The sequence below is a fragment of the Mesorhizobium sp. WSM1497 genome (assembly GCF_001672455.2).
In the GTDB taxonomy this organism is placed as follows: domain Bacteria; phylum Pseudomonadota; class Alphaproteobacteria; order Rhizobiales; family Rhizobiaceae; genus Mesorhizobium; species Mesorhizobium ciceri.
Genome location: NZ_CP021070.1, coordinates 4,776,528 through 4,795,606, shown reverse-complemented (window position 1 = coordinate 4,795,606; position 19,079 = coordinate 4,776,528). Strand labels below are relative to the sequence as shown.

The window sequence follows — 19,079 nt, the reverse complement described above, 5'->3', positions numbered from 1 at the left end:
GTTCGGAAGATGTCCCCAGAAAAAATCCGTGCATTCCCGATCGACCGTCAGGTATTCTTGGTCAGAGAGGTTGCCGCCAAGCTCGGCAACCTGCATGGCGAGCCCGCCACCTCGTTCTGGAGGGCCAAGGCGTCGGAGTTGCTCGATCTCGTCGTCGGATCGGGCAGGGACAGAACGGCAGCCGGCGACGAAGTGCGCAGGTTCTTCCTGGCCGTGCAAAGAGAGATGTCGGCCGGGGTGGTTGCGGAGCCGATGCCGATTCTTTCCGCTTGAAGAAATCCTGCACAGCTTTGGCTTCCCACTGCATTCTCCAATAGTGCGAGCAGCAATATATCGGTGTTTGCTGCCTTCGACGGCAAGTTCGCTGATCGGGTGCGAACCCATGGCCGCCTATCGCAGGCGGATGCTCTAGGACATCGATGCTCTCTCTCGCCGCCTCCCGCTGGCCCTAGCCCTTCTCGCTTGCCAGGAAGTGCGCTCGCGCGTTGATCAGCCAGCGAAGCACTTCTTTTTTGAAGCCAATGGACCACTGCTCAAAAATGCACCGAACTTTTTAGCCATTCGTTCATTTATGCGTGCTTTCTAATTTAAACCATGGCCTTGAATAGCTTCACCCGTGTTCGGCTTGTAATGGACGCCATGCGCCGGAGCACGGGCGCAAATGTCGCCACCATTTTTGCCCTCACCTTGCCGGTAGTTGTCGGCGCTGCGGGCTTCGGCGTCGAGACCTCCTATTGGTACTACAACAGCCTGAGATTGCAGGCGACGGCCGATGCAGCCGCCTATGCCGGAGCGCTCGAACAGATTTCGGGTTCCGACAAGCCGACGATCGTCGCGGCCGCGACCCAGTCCGCGGCGTCGAACGGGCTGGGCTCGGGCACGATCGTCGTCAATACGCCGCCCGCGTCCGGACCGAATACGGCGAAGAAAGCGGTCGAGGTGATCGTCGGCCAGAAGCTCGACCGGATGTTCACCTTGATCTTCACACAGGACAAGGTTCCCGAACAGGCGAGGGCGGTGGCCGTCATTACCGATGCCTCGAGTGCTTGCATGCTCGCGCTCGATCCGTCCGCGTCGCAGGCGGTGCTGTTTTCCGGCAGCACCAGCGTTAAGCTCACCGGCTGCTCGGTCATGTCCAATTCCATCGCCTCCGACGCCATCAAGCTTCAGGGCGCGGCCGGTCTGCAGGCCGATTGCCTGATATCGGCGGGCGGTGTCTCTCTCAGCAATCCCGTCACGACCGTCTGCGCGGCCCCGATCACCCAGGCACTGCCTGCCGGCGATCCCTTTGTCGATCTGCCGGCCCCGGTGGCCGCGACCCCTTGCCTGAACGACAACAAGGCGACGCTCGGTCCAGGCACCTATTGCAGCGGCATGAACCTGAAGGGCAACGTCACGCTTTCGCCCGGCGTTTATGTCGTCCAGGGCAATCTCAAGATAAACGCCAACGCGGCCATCACCGGCGCCGGGGTGACCATCTTCATGTCGGGCAGCTCGACCGTCAGCATGAACGGCAATGCGTCCGTGAAGCTCAGCGCGGCGACTTCGGGCACCTACTCAGGCGTTCTGTTCTACGGCGACAGGACCGGCATGAGTGCATCCAGCACATTCAACGGCACAGCGGACTCGCTTTTGACCGGGGCCATCTATTTCCCCAAGCAGCAAGTGAGCTATCTTGGCAACTTCTCGGGCAATGGCGGCTGCACCAGGGTCGTCGCAGATACGATTCAATGGTCCGGTAACTCAACCATCAATCAGGATTGCTCGAGCCTCGGAGTGCCCAACATTCCAGCCGCGCGGTCCGTGGCACTGTCCGAGTAGCTCCGTGGGGCGCCGGTCGATGCCGATCCTTGGCGATGATTCGGGCGTTGCGGCGGTCGAGTTCGCGATGGTGCTGCCCATTCTGTGCCTGGTGCTGCTTGGTATTCTGGACGGCTGGTCCTACATAACGAGTTCACTGTCGATGCGCGCCGGTGTGAAGACGGCCGCGAACCTGGTCATGAGCGGATCGACCGATGATGCGGCGACCCAGGCCCTTGCCATTGCGAGCTGGGAAAATCGGCCGGAAGACGGCCAGGTCACTCTAAGCCACATCCGTATGTGCGGGACGACCGTGGTCGACGCTTCCACCATGTGCAGTGGGCCCAAGGTGCCGTCGATCTATGTCCAGATACAGGCATCGGGCACCTGGGTGCCGCCAATTGCCTTCGGCGCCTTTGCCGCTCCCACCGTCATCGGTCACCAGGAGATGATCCGTGTCCGCTAGGGTAAGCGCGTTGCGGCGGGATCGATCGGGCGGGGCCGGGCTGGAGTTCGCGCTGATCGCCCCCTTCCTTGTCATGCTGCTGTTCGGAATATTCGCCTTTGGCTGGTCGATGCACTCGGTCTCCAGTGTTCGCTATACGCTGGAGACGTCAGCGCGCTCGCTGCAGCTTAAGAACACGCTGACCCAAGCCGACATTCAATCGATCGCCACGCAGAAATTGCAGGCCTTGGGGTTCAAGGACGTGAACGTCACGATCGCCATCGACCCGGTGAGCGGCGGCTTCCGCATGGCGCATCTGACCGCCGCCTATGCCTTCGTCATCGATTTCCCCTACTTCAGTTCCTTCCCGATCAACTACGCGACAACCGTTACCGTGCCGCTGCTTGGCAGCGGCTAGGCTGTGGCCTGATAGCCTCGCGCGCCGGGGCTCTGCTAATGCACCGGTTTGGCGGTCGTGGCGCAAGCTTGGCACTCGGCCTGCTTTTTATGGCACGGGGCTAGCTAATATATTCGTTAGTGCTAATATTAAGATTACGTTACGTCATGTTCGACCATCTGTCGGGTGCAATGTGGGGGTTCCAATGAGAGTGGCTGTATTGTGCGCGGCTGTTGTTTTCGCTGCGACCGGTGTCGCTGTTGCCAAGGAAAAGAAGGCGGCGGTCAGTGACGCTGCCGCCTTGTGTTCCACGAAACCGTCGGCCAAGAAGCCCGTTGCAAATCTGGACTGCGGTTTCACCGGAACCGCCAAATCGGAAGATAGCGGGGCAAAGGCAGAGCCGCGTCTCGGATACGACTCCAATCCGTGGATCATAACAGGCTTTTGACTTCCCACTGTCGATGCCGGTTGAAGCGCTGAAGAGGGTCGTCTTGAGCGGCGCGCGACCCGTTCTCAGGTAGGCTCCCGCACGCAAACCAGGCAAATAAATACGGACTTGCCACTCGGGGCTTCGCCCCGTTGTCGCAATGCCGTGAAAGCCCAACTCGACCGTGCCATAAAAAGCCCGCCACGGGGGCGACCTGCGGCGGGCTCTTGGAGCGGCTACATCCCTGAGGAATCGACCACTTTGTAGCAGGATTATGACCCGTGTGGCCGCGTTGGCCTATGGTGTGATCGCGGAAGACTGCGCGTCAGTTGAAGAGAGCAGCAGAGAGCCAAGCGAAATTGCCGACATTGGGAGGGAGGTTTGCGCCAAACGCAAATTTTTCTGGTACGCCCAAGGGGAATCGAACCCCTGTTACCGCCGTGAAAGGGCGGTGTCCTAACCGCTAGACGATGGGCGCGCTCAGACGAAGCGGCTTATACTGGCGTTGTGCGCAACCGGCAACCCGTCAGGTGCCACCTTGGACAACTTTTTTCCAGGCCTGCCAAATCAACGGTTTGCCGAGGGTTGGCAGGCTTGACGATTAGCGGCGACACCCATCGTTTCGTCATCCACGGGCGGAGCAAGGAGCGCTCCGTCGCGAAGACCCGAGGATGACGAAGTTGGGGACGCTTCGGCCTATCTCGAATGTTCAGGAGGCTGGAACGATATTGCCGGAACGGCCTTGGCGGCTGACAGGCGTAGGCCGTCAAATAGCGCTGCTAGCCGTCACCGCCGCTGCGCCGGCGGCAGCGCCAGTTCCAGTCGCGCTCGGGACCGACGTCGACGTGAACCGATTCTGTGTGGCAGTATGTGCCGACACCGCCGCGACCGGGCATGCTTCTGATGTAGCTCGCCAGTTCCCATTTCGAAACGCCGGGAACCTGGATGTCGGCGGCGGCGCAATACATGTGCAGCGAATTCTTGGCGCCGTTGGCGCGCCGGTTGCGGGCCGGGTCGCGATAGCCTGACGTCACCGTCATCTTGCGGCCGTAGTGGCCTTCGATCGTCTTCAGCACGCGCACCAGCGACGGCTTCAGGCAGGCCACATCGACGCTTTCGTTCTGCTTGAGCAGCCCGTTGGGCGCCAGCCGGGCCATGCCGGCGGCGGACGCAACCTGATAGGAGCCGCCCACTGGCCCCTCATCCTCGTTGAGGTCGACGTCGCTTTCGTCATCGAGGCCGGACTTGCGCTTGATCTCGAACAGGGCCGTCTGGCGCACGCCGGGCAGGGCATCGCTGCCGGTGATGTGACCGCTATCGCCACCGAGCGAAGCCAGCTGTACCGGCTTGGCCGTGGAATTGGCCGAGGCAAGCGTGATGATCGGCTTTGCCGCTGCTGGCGTCGCTTTTGCCTGCGCCGGGGGCTGCTCGCCCGTCCGGGCGTTGCTGATGAGGGGGGCTGGTGTCGCCGAGGCTGGCGTTGCGCCAAACATCGAGGCGAGGAAGCCTTTCTTCTTTGGTGCTTCGGCCTGCGGCATCTCGCCAGCCGTCACATAGACCGGGTTGTTCATGGCCGGAGCGGCAGCGGGCTTCGGCGCCGCCACGTCGCCGTCGGCCGCGGCGATCTGCTGGGCGACCGCATCGGTCTGCTGCGCGGTCTGTGCCTGCTGCGTCAGCGACTGCGGCGTGTTTCCAACGATGGTTTCGGCGCCCGCCGGCATGGTCAGCGGAAAGGCAGCTCCCGGTTTGGACACAGGCACATAGGCGACCTTTTCAGGAAGCGCCGTGTCGCTTGCCGTCATCACGGTCGTCTGCTCCGTCGTGACATCAGACGAATCGGAGGCGGCGATCGCCTTGCCGCTGGAGGCCGCGTTTACATCCGATGCGGTGGCATTGTAGCCGGGCATTCCGACCGACATTGCCGGGTCGCCAGCCGAAGTGCAGGAGGCCAGAAGCAAGGAGCAGAGCGCTGCCACAATGGCGCGGCGTTCTCCCTTTGCGAGGCTCCATCCTGCTGATTTCAAAGTCAAATTCCCCCTCGATGTCCGGTCGGCATATCTTGGCGCGGCATGCATGCGTCGCTGCCAAGGTGACCTTTGTCTCCGATCCGGAAACGAGACCTGTGTCAAATCCGCAAGCCTGGAAGTATTTTTGCAGTGATTGCCGAATTACGGCCGCTTGATGGTTGACGACACCATTTCGCCCGCTTTTGGCGGCCCGTCAACTCACCACACATTACAGTCCGTTACACACGGACCTTCACATAGGTGCCCGGAGCATCACCCAAGGTTTTCATATGCTTGCCCGGTTTGCGGGCAGGCACACGGGTGTTGTCCTTGGCCTCTATCCAGCCTTGCCAGTGCGGCCACCAGGATCCTGGATGGTCGGTGGCATTGGCTATCCACTGGCTGAAGTCGCCCGTCGGCGTACCCCCGGTCCAATACTGGTATTTGTTGGATGCCGGCGGATTGACAACCCCGGCGATATGGCCCGACCCCGCCATCACATACTCGACCGTGCCGCCGAAATATTTGGAGCCGAGGAACACCGAAAGCGCCGGCGCGATGTGATCTTCCTTGGAGGCAAGGTTGTAGACCGGGATGGTGATGTCGCCGAGCGAGACCGTGCGGCCCGCCAGTTCCATCGTGCCTTGCGAAAGGTTGTTCTCAAGATAGCAGTTGCGCAGGTAGAAAGAGTGGTTGGCTGCGGCCATGCGGGTGGAATCGGCATTCCAGTAGAGCAGGTCGAAGGGCAGGGGATCCTTGCCGCGCATGTAGTTGTTGACGACATAGGGCCAGATCAGGTCGCCTGAGCGCAGCATGTTGAAGGCGGTCGCCATCTTGGTGCCGTCGAGATAGCCCTTTTCGCTCATCGACTTTTCCACTGCCGCGACCTGTTCTTCGTCGACGAACACCTTCAGGTCGCCGGCATAGGTGAAGTCGACCTGCGTGGTGAAGAAGGTCGCCGACTTGATGCGGTCGTCGCCCTCTTGCGCCATCAGCGCCAGTGCCGCCGCCAGGAGCGTGCCGCCGACGCAATAGCCGATCGCGTTGACGTCGCGTTCGCCGGTGGCCTTCTCGACCGTGTCGAGGCCGTATTGCAGACCCTCGCGGATATAGGCTTCCCAGCTCTTGGTGCCGTGGCGCTCGTCCGGATTGACCCAGGAGATGACGAACACGGTGTGGCCCTGTTCAACCGCCCAGCGAATGAAGGATTTCTGCGGGTTCAGATCGAGGATGTAGAATTTATTGATCCATGGCGGGCAGATCAGCAGGGGCCGCTTGAGCACCGTCTCGGTCGCCGGTTCGTACTGGATGATTTCGGCGACGTCGCTGCGGCCGACCACCTTGCCGGGAGTGGTGGCGATGTTCCTGCCGATCTCGAAGGGCGAGTAGTCGGCCTGCCGCAGCTTCAGGTCGCCCTTGCCGGCGGCGATGTCCTCGGCCAGCATCTTCATGCCGCGCACCAGGTTTTCGCCGTTCGAGGCGACGGTTTCGCGGAACAGTTCCGGATTGGTCAGGATGAAATTCGACGGCGAGATGGCGTTGGACACCTGCTTGACGTAAAAGCCGGCCTTGTGGCGGGTGTGCTCGTCAAGACCTTCGGCGTGCTCAACCAGATCGGCCGCCCAGCGCGAGGTGACGAGATAGGCCTGCTTGAGGAAATCGAAGAAGGCGTTGCGGCCCCATTCCGGGTCGAGGAAGCGCTTGTCGCCGCGCTCCGGCTTGACCGCGTCTTCGGTGTCTTGCGCGGCGTTGCTGGTGCGCTGAATGGCGTTGGCCCAGACCGTCATATAGCCGGAGAACAGCCGCGTCTGCGCTTCCAGCGCGCGCTGCGGATCGGCAAGCCAGTATTCGCTGAGCTTGGAAAAGGTCTTCACCATATCGACGACGGGCTCGGCCACATGGTCGCGCACGTCGCCTTTTTCACGCGGCTCGGCCCAGGCGGAAGCGGCCTTGCCGGCCTGCTCGATCATGCGCGCCATGTTCAGGGCGAAGCGTTCCGGGTCCTTCACCAGATATTGCTCGACGGTCGAAGGCTGGTCATCTTCCGCTTTGCCCGAATCGGGTGTTTTGGACATGGTTGGCGGGGTTCCTCCCGAGGCCTTTTCTTGACATATTAACATGGGACATCCGACCGGGCCAATCTCGCTCTACCTCGGCTGCCAAGGAAACAATATGACGATTAATATTGGCGAGACTGTTTTTTTCGGTGCCGGACGTTTTTGCCGCATCGGCGCGGCGATCGTCCTCATCGGCATTGCCGGGTGCTCGAGCACCAACACGAATGGCCCGACGCCTGTCGCTGTGGGTGCGGGACCGAAGGATACCGGCACCTTCCCGAACCTGAACATCAAGCCGCAAGTGGCGGCGCCGCAGTTCACCGAAGCCGAGAAGAACGCCAAGCTCGCGCAATTGAAGGCGGATGAGAATGCGCAGGCGGCAAAGGGCGGCGGCCCCAAGGTCGCCAACCAGGCGGCGCTGACGGATCTGGCCAAGAAGCATGGCGACGAAACGCTGAAGCAGATCGAAGCCAAATGCGACCCCGCCCTCGACCCTACCTGCAAATAAGTATATAGCGCGCGCCCAACACCCCTTCGCTGTCTGGAACTGCCATGGAAGAATTTCACAAGGTTCGCCGGCTTCCGCCTTACGTGTTCGAGCAGGTCAACCGGCTCAAGGCCAGCGCCCGATCGCGTGGCGCCGACATCATCGACCTCGGCATGGGCAATCCGGACCTGCCGACGCCCAAGGCTATCGTCGACAAATTGTGCGAGGTCGTGCGCGACCCGCGCACGCATCGCTATTCCTCGTCGCGCGGCATTCCGGGCCTGCGCCGCGCCCAGGCCGCCTACTATGGCAGGCGCTTCGGCGTGAAGCTCAACCCCGACACGCAAGTGGTGGCCACGCTTGGCTCGAAGGAAGGCTTTGCCAACATGGCGCAGGCGATCACCGCGCCCGGCGACGTGATCCTGTGCCCGAACCCGACCTATCCGATCCATGCCTTCGGCTTTATCATGTCGGGCGGCGTCATCCGCTCGCTGCAGGTGGAGCCGGACGACGGTTTCATCCCGGCGCTCGAGCGCGGTGTCAAGCATTCGATCCCGAAGCCGCTGGCGCTGATCCTCAACTATCCGTCGAACCCGACAGCGCTGGTCGCCTCGCTCGATTTCTACAAGGATGTGGTCGCCTTCGCCAAGAAGAACGACATCATCATCCTGTCCGACCTTGCCTATTCGGAGATCTATTTCGACGGCAATCCGCCGCCTTCGGTGCTGCAGGTGCCTGGCGCGATCGACGTTTGCGTCGAATTCACCTCCATGTCGAAGACCTTCTCCATGCCCGGTTGGCGCATGGGCTTTGCCGTCGGCAACGAGCGGCTGATCTCGGCGCTGACGCGGGTGAAGTCCTACCTCGATTACGGCGCCTTCACGCCGATCCAGGTGGCGGCGGCACACGCGCTCAACGGCGACGGCGCCGACATCGCCGAGGTGCGCGACATCTACCACAAGCGCCGCGACGTGATGGTCGACGCCTTCGGCCGCGCCGGCTGGACCATTCCGGCACCGGCGGCATCGATGTTCGCCTGGGCGCCGATCCCGGAGCCGTTCAAGCATCTCGGCTCGCTCGAATTCTCCAAGCTGCTCATCGAACATGCCGACGTGGCCGTGGCGCCCGGTGTCGGCTTCGGCGAGCATGGCGACGAATTCGTGCGCGTTGCTCTGGTCGAGAACGAGCACAGGATCCGGCAGGCGGCGCGCAACATCAAGCGCTTCCTGTCAACCAGCGCCAAGCAGCCCAACAATGTCGTGCCGCTCTCCGCTCACCGGTAAGCTTGCCGCACGCAAATTCGATCTGACTTTGAGGGACGTCGCCGGACATGGCTGAAGCATTGCGTGTTGGAATTGCCGGCCTCGGCACGGTCGGTGCATCGGTGGCGCGCGTGCTGCGCGACAAAGCGGTGGAACTGACCCGCCAGTGCGGCCGTGACGTGATCGTCACCGCCGTCTCGGCGCGCGACCACAAGCGCGATCGGGGCGTCGATCTGAGCTCTGCAAAGTGGTTCGACGATCCGGTCAAGATGGCCCAGACCGCAGAAATCGACGTGTTCGTCGAACTGATCGGCGGCGACGAGGGCCCGGCGCGCTCATCGGTGAAGACGGCACTCGAAGCCGGCCGTCACGTCGTCACCGCCAACAAGGCGCTGCTGGCCAAGCATGGCGTGGCGCTGGCCGAGATCGCCGAGAAGAAGGGCGTGCTTCTGAACTACGAGGCGGCGGTGGCGGGCGGCATTCCCGTCATCAAGACGATGCGTGAGGCGATGGCCGGCAATTCGGTCACCCGCGTGTTCGGCATCCTCAACGGCACCTGTAACTACATCCTGACCCGCATGGAGGCCGAGGGCATCTCGTTCGATGCTTGCCTGAAGGACGCGCAGCGGCTGGGCTATGCCGAGGCCGATCCGACCTTCGATATCGAGGGCCACGACACGGCGCACAAACTGTCGATCCTGACCAGCCTTGCCTTTGGCACCAGGATCGCCGCCAACGACATCTACATGGAAGGCATTTCCAACATCACCCAGGCCGACATCCGCGCGGCCGCCGATCTTGGCTACCGGATCAAGCTGCTGGGTGTCGCCCAGCGCACCGAGAGCGGCATCGAGCAGCGCGTGCATCCTACCATGGTGCCGACCGCATCGGTCATCGCGCAGGTGCATGGCGTCACCAATGCGGTGGCGATCGAGACCGACATTCTGGGTGAGCTGCTGCTGTCCGGCCCCGGGGCGGGCGGCAACGCCACCGCATCGGCCGTCATTGGCGACATCGCCGACATCGCCAAGAGCCGGCCAGGCTTCCAGCATGGTCCGGTCTTCGGCCGGCCGGCCAAGGAGCTGAAACCCTACAAGAAGGCGCAGATGCGCAGCCATGCCGGCGGTTATTTCATCCGGCTGACCGTGCACGACCGCATCGGCGTGTTCGCGGCAATCGCCAAGCGCATGGCCGATAATGACATCTCGCTGGAATCGATCGTCCAGCATGCAGTCAACGGCGAGGCGGCGGCACAGAAGACGGTGATCCTTGTCACCCACGAGACGACGGAGGCCGCCGTGCGCAAGGCGGTAGACGGCATCACCAAGGACGGACATCTGACCGACAAACCGCAGGTCATCCGCATCGAACGGGCAGGGTAGCTTTGTCCGACACTCGCGCGGGACAAGAATTCCGCAGGCATTGAAGTCCGGTCTGGAGGCAGGCAGCCGCCACAGACCGGAACGAATTCGCGTCGACGCCGTTCTCTTGGTCACCAACCAGAGGAACCGCTTCATGGCTGACACCAACAAATCCGACACCCCCGATATCGACGACGTCCAGAAGACGCTGGAAAAGCAGATTGCCGAACTGCGCAAAGAGATCACCAAGATCAACAAGAGCATTTCGGCGCGGGGCGCGGAGATGCTCGATGACGCCAGCGAACAGGCGTCCGAGTTGTACGACACCGCGGCGAACCGCGCTTCGCGTACGGCGCAACAACTGCGCAGCCAAGCCCAGGCTGTTTCAGAAGTCGCGCGCGAGAATCCTGGTACGACGACAGCTTTGGTCGGCGTGATCGGCCTGCTCGGCTTTCTGGCCGGCTTCGCCATTGCTCAATCGACGAACGATACCTCCCGCCGCTGGTATTGACCGCAGCGCAATAGGGCCGGGCTTCCGGCCTTTTCTATTGTTTTCAGCAAATCACTTTTAAGGAGGACACCATGGCTTCATCAGCGTTGATCGGCATCCTGATCACATTCCTCGTCATCATCCTCGTTCTCTATCTGGTTCAACGCCTGCCGCTCGATGGCCGGATGAGACAGATAGTTCAGGTCATCGTCATCATCATCGGCATCATTTCGCTGCTCAAATACCTCGCGGTTTTTTAGGCCGCGAAGGCCGCCATTCTCACCGTTTTAAGACTGGCCCGGCGCGTGGCGATCGGGCCGGTCGTGTTTCAAGACGTAGTTTAATCGATTGATATTGTTGGATATTCGATAATATTCGTGGCAGGTCTTGCCGTTGTCATGCTCGTTTGACAAAACAGGCCCGCCTCCGGCGGGAGGCCGCATTGCCAACGAGGAAATCACCAGATGAATGTGGCCCAGAACATCGTCGCCGGCCTTGACCGGATACTCACCATGGAACTGGTGCGCGTCACCGAACGGGCCGCCGTCGCGGCCGCCAGGCTGCGTGGGCGCGGCGACGAAAAGGCGGCCGACCAGGTCGCCGTGGATGCCATGCGCCAGGAACTCAACCGGCTTTCCATCAGGGGCACGGTGGTGATCGGCGAGGGCGAGCGCGATGAAGCGCCGATGCTCTATATCGGCGAAGAAGTCGGCTCCGGCAAAGGTCCGGCGGTCGATATCGCGCTCGATCCGCTCGAAGGCACGACGATCTGCGCCAAGAACCTGCCCAATGCGCTCGCCGTCATCGCCATCGCCGAAAAGGGCAGCCTGCTATTTGCGCCCGATGTCTACATGGACAAGATCGCCATCGGTCCGGGCTATGCGGACGGCGTCATCGATATCGATGCCTCACCGGCCGAAAACATCGCCAGCCTCGCCCGCGCCAAGGGCGTGGCTATTTCGGACATCACCACCTGTATCCTCGACCGGCCACGTCATGCCAAGCTGATCGATGCCGTGCGCGCCACGGGTGCCGCGATCCGGCTGATCGGCGACGGCGATGTCGCCGGCGTCATCCACACCACGGATCCGGAAGAAACCGGCATCGATATCTATCTCGGCACTGGCGGAGCACCCGAGGGCGTGCTGGCCGCCGCCGCGCTGCGCTGCACCGGCGGCCAGATGCAGGGCAGGCTGATCCTCGACACACCGGAAAAGGTTGCTCGCGCGGCAAAGATGGGTATTTCCAATCCGAAACGGGTCTATCGGACGGAGGACATGGCGCGCGGCGATGTGCTGTTTGCGGCCACCGGTGTCACCGACGGCAACATGCTGGCTGGCGTCAAGTTCGGCCACAATTACATCACCACCCACACGATCGTGCTGCGCTCGTCGTCGCGGACGGTGCGCGAGATCAAGGCACGCCATCAGGACCTGGATAAGTTCTGACGCTTGCTTGCGAAGCCACCTTGCAATTGTTAGCCATTCGGGCGCACCCGATATTGGCTGCAAGGATTTGACGATGAAACCGTTCGACTGGCACGCGGATCCGATCTCGCGCGCCACCGCCATCACGCAGTCTTATCGCAACACCCAGAATGTGCGTCGCTTTCTCATCCGGGAATGCAGCTACGCATTCAGCTTCGACCGGCCTTTCATGGCCTGGCTCAAGGACGGTGTGGAAACGACGATGGGCGATGCGGCCGACGAATGGCTTCGGCGCCAGGCTGAAAAGCGGAAAGCGCAGTTTTCTTGATACTTCCCGGACGGCGCACACCGTGAATCGCTTGGCTTTGCCTGCCTTTGGCCTATAGAGCGTCGCATGAACGTGACACGCTTTAAATCGTTGCCAATACAGGTCGTCGCCCCAAAACCGCTGCGCACTTTTGGGCGACATGCACTATCGTGCGGCCAACGATGAGTTGGCAAAGCGTATGACCGGCGAAAAGCGCCTCTTCCTCGATGTCAGCCAGTCGGTGTCAGGGGTTTCCTGGGAGCACCGGCTGACCGAGCGGCAGGACATGATCGCGCTCGCCATCGCGCAAGGCTACGGGGTACCCGATATCGTAGCACGGGTGCTTGCCGGCCGCGGCGTCACCGCCGAGCAGACCGAGCGGTTTCTCGATCCGACGATCCGCGATCTTCTGCCGGATCCGGCATCGCTGACCGACATGGACAGGGCGGCGGCCCGGATCGCCGCCGCGGTGATGGCCAGGGAAAAGGTGGCGATCTTCGGCGACTATGATGTCGATGGCGCCGCCTCGTCGGCCTTGCTGAAGCGGTTCCTCACGCATTTCTCGGTGCCGTCGGAAATCTACATCCCGGATCGTATTTTCGAGGGCTATGGCCCCAACCCCGACGCCATGCGCGAACTTGTTTCGCGTGGCGCGACACTGATCGTCACCGTCGATTGCGGCACCAACAGCGCCGCTTCCATCGATGCCGCCAATGAGGCCGGGGCCGATGTCGTGGTGCTCGACCACCACCAGGTCGGCGGTGCCTTGCCGGCGGCAATCGCTGTCGTCAATCCCAATCGCGACGACGACCTTTCCGGGCAAGGCCATCTCTGTGCCGCCGGCGTGGTCTTCCTCGCCCTTGTGCAGACGGCCAGGATCCTGCGTAGCCGCATGGCCGATGCTACGCCGCCGGACCTGCTTTCGCTGCTCGATATCGTGGCATTGGCCACCGTTTGTGACGTGGTGCCGCTGACCGGCGTCAACCGTGCCTTCGTGGTCAAGGGGCTGCAGATGGCGCGCCAGCAGAAGAACGAAGGGCTCGCGGCACTGGCACGGGTGTCGCGCATCGGCGAGCCGATCAGCACCTTCCATCTGGCCTATCTGATCGGCCCGCGCATCAATGCCGGCGGACGCATCGGCGATGCCGCACTTGGCAGCCGGTTGCTTGCGACCGACGACCCGGTCGAGGCGCGCACCATTGCCGAGACGCTCGACCGGCTCAACCAGGAACGGCAGCTGATGGAGCAGGAGATGCTCGCGGCGGCGCGCGCCGAGGCCGATGCAGAGCTCGCCGGCGGTAGTGGCCCGGCGATCGTCGTCACCGCCAGCAACAGCTGGCATCCGGGCATCGTCGGTTTGCTCGCCTCACGGCTGAAGGATCATGCCCGCCGGCCGGCCTTCGCCATCGCCTTCAACGCCAACGGCATCGGCACCGGCTCGGGCCGCTCGGTCTCGGGTTTCGACCTCGGCCGGCTGGTGCGCGAGGCGGCCATTGCCGGTCTGATCGTCAAGGGTGGCGGGCATGGCATGGCGGCGGGCATCACCGTCGAGCGGGCGAGGCTTGGTGAGCTCAGGGCGTTTTTCGAAGAGCGGGCGGCAGCCGACGTGTTTCGCCTGCAGGGCGAGGAAAGCCTGGCCATAGACGGTGCGCTTGCCGCTGAAGGCGCGACACTCAGCCTACTCGACGCGCTGGAACAAGCCGGACCTTTCGGTGCCGGGCACGTGGCCCCTGTTTTCGCGTTGCCGCGCCACCGGTTGGCCGATGCGCGGCCGGTCGGCACCAATCACATCCGCGTCGAGCTGCAATCGGAAAGCGGCGGCCGGATCCAGGCGATCGCCTTTCGCGCCGTCGATACCGCGCTTGGCGAATTCCTGTTCAAGAACCGGGGCAAGACAATCCACGTCGCCGGTTCGCTCTCAGGGAATTACTGGAACGGCAACCGCACCGTTCAGTTTCGTATCACCGATGCGGCTCGTGCGTAGGTTTTGATCAGGCGAGAACTGTCTGCAGCCGGGTCAGTTCGCCGATCTGCGCCATCGTCGCCTGATAGCCGAGATTGATCGCCTCGTCGGCGCGGTGGAACTCGGTCAGGCCGATATGGCTGAGCTTCGGCTGCAGCGACATGTCTGGCGGATCGCCGGCAAGTCTTGCGCGCGAAATGCGGTCCTGGATGATGTTGAAGGCCTCGACCATGACGCCGGTGATGCCGAGCCGGGTCTGATGCGACTGGTGTTCGGGATCGCCATGTCCGGCCCTCGGCGCGTCCTTTTCGACGACCAGTTCGCCAGCGCTGTGCTTGATGACGGCGGCACGGCCGAACAGGTCATAGTGAAGGTTGACCGCCACGACGAGCGGCTGCTCGTAGGCGCGGCAGACCGAAACCGGTACGGGGTTGACCAGAGCGCCGTCGACCAGCACGCGGCCGTTGCAATTCACCGGCTCGAACACGCCGGGAAGCGCATAAGAGGCGCGCATGGCGGTGATCAATGAGCCGCTCGACAGCCAGATTTCGTGGCCCGTGCGGATTTCGGAAGTGACCGCGACGAACGGCTTGGCAAGGTCCTCGAAACGAATGCCGGCCATGTGCTCGCGCAGCCTTGCATCGAGTTTCATGCCGCCGAACAGGCCGCTGCCGCGTAAATTGAGATCGAGCAGGCCGAAAATGCGGCGCTTGGTCAGGCTGCGGGCGAATTCTTCGAGCTCGTCCAGTTTGCCGGCGAGATAGCAGCCGCCGACCAGCGCGCCGATCGAGGTGCCGGCGATCATCGATACTTCGATGCCGGCTTCATCCAGCGCGCGCAGCACGCCGATATGCGCCCAGCCGCGGGCGCACCCGCCACCCAAGGCGAGCGAAATGCCTGTTTTCTTTTGGGAGTTCGTTTCGGACGCGCCGCCTGACGAGGACAGGCCGTTGGCCTCCCTGACATCTGGTCTGTTACGCAATGACGCCCACTCGAGCATCATAATCTCCCTTGTCCCACGGCTACTATACGAGCGGGGCGTATCGAAATGATGAATCTGTGTCGTTGGTGTCAGGCAGAAGGTTCAAGCTGTTGGTTTCCGATACGTGTTTTCCGCATCGAACAGCGGCTTGCTGCCGTCGATGGCAAGCGTCCCTTTGCCGTCGACCAGCCCCACCGTCCGATAAAAGCATGAACGCCGGCCAGTGTGACAGGTTGCGTCGTGGCCCAACACTTTGACGCGCAACCATATGGCATCCTGGTCACAATCCGTGAGCATCTCGACGACATGCTGAAAATTGCCTGATGTTTCGCCCTTTTTCCAAAGCGCGCTGCGCGAGCGCGACCAGTAGTGGGCGATGCCGGTCTCAAGCGTCAGCGCCAGTGCTTGCGCGTTCATATGCGCAACCATCAACAGCATGCCGTCCGCGGCGTCTGTCACGACGACCGTGACCAGCCCGGCTGCATCGAAGCGCGGCGAAAACACCGCGCCTTCCTCGAGAGCCTTCTTGTCCGACGGAGCTTTTGGAAATTCCAGTGCCGACATCGCCGGTCCTTATTTTGATGGCCGGCGAGGGCCGATCAGACCCCGCCGCCGCGCACCATGGTGACGAAACGGACCTGCTCTTCGGGCGTGTCCTTGAAAACGCCGGTGAAGGTCGAGGTCAGCGTGGTTGATCCCTGCTTGCGGATGCCGCGCATGGCCATGCACATGTGCTCGGCCTCGATCATGACGGCGACGCCGCGCGGATTGAGCACGTCCTGGATGACGCCGGCGATCTGCGCCGTCAGCGCCTCCTGGGTTTGCAGGCGGTGGGCGAAGATATCGACGACACGCGCGATCTTGGACAGGCCGACGACCTTGCCGTCCGGAAGATACCCGACATGCGCCTTGCCGATGATCGGCACCATGTGGTGCTCGCAATGCGAATGGAATGTTATGTCCTTGACGATGACCAGGTCATCGTAGCCGGCGACCTCCTCGAAGGTGCGGCCGAGCTCGTCGGCCGGGCACATGTCGTAACCACCGAACATTTCGCGAAAGGCCTTTGCCACCCGCTTCGGCGTGTCGACCAACCCTTCGCGGTCCGGATTGTCGCCGGTCCAGCGCAAAAGCGTGCGCACGGCGGCTTCGACTTCGGCTTCGCTTGGCCGGTCGGTGACCGGCTTTTCCATATAGGCTGACTGTGGCATGAGCTTCTTGATGACGGCATCCATAAAGGCGTCTCCCGTAGTCCCTCTCGGCGGAGGAACGAGTTGAACGGACCACGACCTTTCGGTGTCGGAAACTCGCCCCGTTTCCAGCCCCGTAAGCGGCGTGAACTTCCCGGCAATGACATTGGCTTTCGTCGTTCTTGTCGATACCGGACTGCCAGCATTATATAAGGTCATAGCGAGCGAAAGGAAGACACGACAGCGGCAATCGCTGTTCGCTTGGCGGCGACGGATTGGAAAATTATGATAAACGACGTCTACAACGCGAAAATTCTCGGTTTTGCCGGAAACATCGCCCGCATCGGCCGTCTCGATCATCCTGACGCGACCGCCAAGGCGCACTCCAAGCTATGCGGTTCGACCGTCACCGTCGACCTCAAGATGCAGGACGGCGTCGTCACGGACTTTGCCCATGACGTGAAGGCCTGCGCGCTCGGCCAGGCGTCGTCATCGATCATGGCGCAGCATGTCGTCGGCGCGAGTGCCGAGGAATTGCGCGCGGTGCGCGACTCCATGCTGAAGATGCTCAAGGAAAATGGCGCCCCGCCGGACGGCCGCTTTGCGGATCTCAGATATTTGGAGCCGGTGCGCGACTACAAGGCGCGGCACGCTTCGACCATGCTGACTTTCGATGCCGTGGTCGACGCGATCGGCCAGATCGAGAAGAAGCGCGCCGAAGAAGCGGCCTGACCTTGGGATTTGGCCGTCCACGGTGCGCAGGCTTCGCGCAGGCGCCCAAATCTTTGCTGCCACTGCTTGGCATTTGGCTGGACAGGAACCGGGCCAGAAGGGTTTAAACCTGCGCTTCCAGCGCCCGCCTGCTTTCGGCAAATTCGCTTCTGAGCCAGTCGGCGAACGCGGCGACCGGCTCCGAGAGGTCGTGCAGGTTTCTGGCCACCAGCCAATAGGCGCCGGATGCGACGTCGATGTCGAACGGCTTGACCAGCGCGCCGGATGCGATTTCCCCGCCGATCTGCAACAGATCGCCCAATGCCACGCCATGTCCGAGCAAGGCGGCCTGCTTTGAAAGCGACGCATCCGCCAGCATCGGCCCGCGCGCGGGCACGGCGTCGGCGGGCACGCCGGCCGCTTCGAACCAGCGCACCCAGCCCTGGCGGTTCTCCTCGTGCAAAAGCGTGTAGCGGCCAAGATCGATTGGCTTCCTGAGGGCAGGGCCAGAAGCAAGCAGCGCCGGCGACAGGACCGGCGAATCGACCGTCCAGGCAAGCCGCTCGGCCTGGCTGCGCGGCCACGAGTCGGCATGCGCGCTGAAGCGCAAGGCAAGCTCCGGCTGATCGCTGCGGAACTCGATCAGCCTTGGATCGACTTCGAGGGAGACGTCGATGTCGGGCCGCAATTGGCGAAACCGGTTGAGCCGGGGAACCAGCCACACGGAGGCAAGCGACGGCTCGACACTGACGCGGACCACGGACTGTGCCGGTGTCGCCACCAGATCGCCAAGCAAGGTATCGATGGCGTCGAAACTTCTGACAAGCTGATCCAGCAGACGCCGGCCGGTGTCGGTCAGTTCGACTCGTCGATGGTGACGTTCGAACAAGGGTCGATGCAGGAAGATTTCGAGCTCGCGGATCTGCCGGCTGATCGCCGCCTGCGAGACGAAAAGCTCCTCGGCGGCCCGGCTGAAGCTCAGATGCCGGCCCGCCGCCTCGAAGCTCCTCAATGCCGTCAGCGGCAGGCGCCCACGCTTCATTTCGCATAACCCAGGATTATCCGAAGTGGAAATTATACTCGTTTGAAGGCGAAGGCCAGCGGCGGTCTAATCCATGTCAAAGGAGACCGACCATGATCCAGTTGCTGAGCATTTTTGGCGATGTCATGCGGATCGCGACGTTTCAATGGCGTGACGAAAAGCAGCATTCAAAGCGCCGCGAGGGGCCGGCCAGTCGTGGCCGCTGGGCGCCGTCGGCTGACGGGCAGCCGTTTCGCCGTTCCGTCCGTGATGGCGGGGGCGCGCAAGGAGCGGGGATTGCGTTCTCCGGCGGAAGTCCACATCTATCGCCTGGGAAACGCGATACGGAGACTATGGTGCGCGACCAGCATGGGCATGCGCATATAGACGGGTCGCAAAAACGCGGCCGCAACTGGCCCGGCCCCTGGCGCAAGACGCCAGGCCGTCTCCTCGGCACGTCGCTCGTGCGCCTCTATCAGCTGACGCTGTCGGGCTTTGTCGGCAATTCCTGCCGGCATCTGCCGACCTGTTCGGAATATGCGCATGAGGCGATCGCCCGCCATGGCCTGTGGGCCGGCGGCTGGATGGGATTTTTCCGCGTGCTGCGCTGCGGGCCATTCGGCACGCATGGCATAGACCTGGTGCCGGAGGCGCTTGCGGATCGCTATCTCTGGTTCATGCCCTGGCGGTACTGGCGGATCGGCAGCAAGCGCGACAAAGCGCAGGAATGATGGCCGGGGAGAATA

Annotated in this window: 20 protein-coding genes and 1 tRNA gene; 14 read left to right on the top strand and 7 right to left on the bottom strand. The window is 62.4% G+C overall.

Features of this window, described 5'->3' with window-relative positions:
- The first annotated feature begins 9 nt into the window (after positions 1-9).
- The 4 genes from A9K65_RS23435 (at position 10) to A9K65_RS23420 (ending at position 2,663) form a co-directional block, all read left to right on the top strand.
- Positions 10-273 (top strand): DUF6074 family protein, encoded by a 264-nt coding sequence (locus A9K65_RS23435; RefSeq protein WP_024505702.1) that lies wholly within the window; start codon positions 10-12, stop codon positions 271-273.
- 321 nt (positions 274-594) lie between these two features.
- Positions 595-1,821 (top strand): pilus assembly protein TadG-related protein, encoded by a 1,227-nt coding sequence (locus tag A9K65_RS23430; RefSeq protein WP_064995341.1) that lies wholly within the window; start codon positions 595-597, stop codon positions 1,819-1,821.
- A 19-nt stretch (positions 1,822-1,840) separates the two neighbouring features.
- Positions 1,841-2,266: a TadE/TadG family type IV pilus assembly protein gene (locus A9K65_RS23425; protein WP_064995340.1), complete on the top strand. Its 426-nt coding sequence runs from the start codon at positions 1,841-1,843 to the stop codon at positions 2,264-2,266.
- Positions 2,256-2,663, top strand: a complete 408-nt coding sequence (locus A9K65_RS23420; protein ID WP_013531997.1) for a TadE/TadG family type IV pilus assembly protein — start codon at positions 2,256-2,258, stop codon at positions 2,661-2,663. The genes A9K65_RS23425 and A9K65_RS23420 overlap by 11 nt, the downstream gene beginning before the upstream one ends.
- An 809-nt stretch (positions 2,664-3,472) precedes the next feature.
- On the opposite strand, the gene A9K65_RS23410 is transcribed toward A9K65_RS23420, so the two are convergent.
- The 3 genes from A9K65_RS23410 to phaC form a co-directional block, all read right to left on the bottom strand.
- A tRNA-Glu gene (locus tag A9K65_RS23410) sits at positions 3,473-3,547 on the bottom strand.
- Positions 3,548-3,848: 301 nt separating this feature from the next.
- On the bottom strand, positions 3,849-5,099 hold the full coding sequence (locus A9K65_RS23405; RefSeq protein WP_024505706.1) for a YcbK family protein: 1,251 nt from the start codon (positions 5,097-5,099) through the stop codon (positions 3,849-3,851).
- Between the two features lie 215 nt (positions 5,100-5,314).
- Entirely contained in the window at positions 5,315-7,150 is a 1,836-nt protein-coding gene (phaC, locus tag A9K65_RS23400; RefSeq protein ID WP_013531993.1) for a class I poly(R)-hydroxyalkanoic acid synthase, read from the bottom strand.
- A 97-nt stretch (positions 7,151-7,247) separates the two neighbouring features.
- Between phaC and A9K65_RS23395 the strand changes: the two genes are divergently transcribed.
- The 8 genes from A9K65_RS23395 (at position 7,248) to recJ (ending at position 14,450) form a co-directional block, all read left to right on the top strand.
- On the top strand, positions 7,248-7,640 hold the full coding sequence (locus A9K65_RS23395; protein ID WP_027162587.1) for a hypothetical protein: 393 nt from the start codon (positions 7,248-7,250) through the stop codon (positions 7,638-7,640).
- A gap of 44 nt (positions 7,641-7,684) precedes the next feature.
- Positions 7,685-8,902, top strand: a complete 1,218-nt coding sequence (locus A9K65_RS23390; RefSeq protein WP_013531991.1) for an LL-diaminopimelate aminotransferase — start codon at positions 7,685-7,687, stop codon at positions 8,900-8,902.
- A gap of 47 nt (positions 8,903-8,949) precedes the next feature.
- Complete coding sequence (locus tag A9K65_RS23385; RefSeq protein ID WP_013531990.1) at positions 8,950-10,263, top strand: homoserine dehydrogenase; 1,314 nt, start codon at positions 8,950-8,952, stop codon at positions 10,261-10,263.
- Between the two features lie 133 nt (positions 10,264-10,396).
- The gene (locus A9K65_RS23380) at positions 10,397-10,753 is read left to right on the top strand and encodes a hypothetical protein (RefSeq protein ID WP_064995483.1); all 357 of its coding nucleotides are present in this window, start codon (positions 10,397-10,399) and stop codon (positions 10,751-10,753) included.
- Positions 10,754-10,824: 71 nt separating this feature from the next.
- Positions 10,825-10,992: a Thivi_2564 family membrane protein gene (locus tag A9K65_RS23375; RefSeq protein ID WP_013531988.1), complete on the top strand. Its 168-nt coding sequence runs from the start codon at positions 10,825-10,827 to the stop codon at positions 10,990-10,992.
- A 204-nt stretch (positions 10,993-11,196) separates the two neighbouring features.
- Complete coding sequence (gene glpX / locus A9K65_RS23370) at positions 11,197-12,180, top strand: class II fructose-bisphosphatase (RefSeq protein ID WP_013531987.1); 984 nt, start codon at positions 11,197-11,199, stop codon at positions 12,178-12,180.
- Positions 12,181-12,253: 73 nt separating this feature from the next.
- Positions 12,254-12,487 (top strand): DUF6434 domain-containing protein, encoded by a 234-nt coding sequence (locus A9K65_RS23365; RefSeq protein WP_063167872.1) that lies wholly within the window; start codon positions 12,254-12,256, stop codon positions 12,485-12,487.
- Between the two features lie 178 nt (positions 12,488-12,665).
- Positions 12,666-14,450, top strand: coding sequence for a single-stranded-DNA-specific exonuclease RecJ (gene recJ / locus A9K65_RS23360; RefSeq protein WP_064995482.1), 1,785 nt, complete (start codon positions 12,666-12,668; stop codon positions 14,448-14,450).
- 7 nt (positions 14,451-14,457) lie between these two features.
- On the opposite strand, the gene A9K65_RS23355 is transcribed toward recJ, so the two are convergent.
- The 3 genes from A9K65_RS23355 to folE all read right to left on the bottom strand — a co-directional run bounded on the left by A9K65_RS23355 (position 14,458) and on the right by folE (position 16,646).
- Positions 14,458-15,432: a patatin family protein gene (locus A9K65_RS23355; protein ID WP_174299064.1), complete on the bottom strand. Its 975-nt coding sequence runs from the start codon at positions 15,430-15,432 to the stop codon at positions 14,458-14,460.
- Between the two features lie 81 nt (positions 15,433-15,513).
- On the bottom strand, positions 15,514-15,975 hold the full coding sequence (hisI, locus tag A9K65_RS23350) for a phosphoribosyl-AMP cyclohydrolase (RefSeq protein ID WP_013531983.1): 462 nt from the start codon (positions 15,973-15,975) through the stop codon (positions 15,514-15,516).
- A 35-nt stretch (positions 15,976-16,010) separates the two neighbouring features.
- A complete protein-coding gene (gene folE / locus A9K65_RS23345; protein WP_013531982.1) occupies positions 16,011-16,646 on the bottom strand; it encodes a GTP cyclohydrolase I FolE in 636 nt (211 codons plus the stop codon).
- Between the two features lie 240 nt (positions 16,647-16,886).
- Here folE and A9K65_RS23340 point away from each other — a divergent pair, with 240 nt between their 5' ends.
- Entirely contained in the window at positions 16,887-17,333 is a 447-nt protein-coding gene (locus tag A9K65_RS23340; protein ID WP_063167874.1) for an iron-sulfur cluster assembly scaffold protein, read from the top strand.
- A gap of 103 nt (positions 17,334-17,436) precedes the next feature.
- On the opposite strand, the gene A9K65_RS23335 is transcribed toward A9K65_RS23340, so the two are convergent.
- A complete protein-coding gene (locus tag A9K65_RS23335; RefSeq protein ID WP_064995339.1) occupies positions 17,437-18,354 on the bottom strand; it encodes a LysR substrate-binding domain-containing protein in 918 nt (305 codons plus the stop codon).
- A 332-nt stretch (positions 18,355-18,686) separates the two neighbouring features.
- Here A9K65_RS23335 and yidD point away from each other — a divergent pair, with 332 nt between their 5' ends.
- Positions 18,687-19,064, top strand: a complete 378-nt coding sequence (gene yidD / locus A9K65_RS23325) for a membrane protein insertion efficiency factor YidD (protein WP_198327654.1) — start codon at positions 18,687-18,689, stop codon at positions 19,062-19,064.
- Positions 19,065-19,079: the final 15 nt, after the last annotated feature.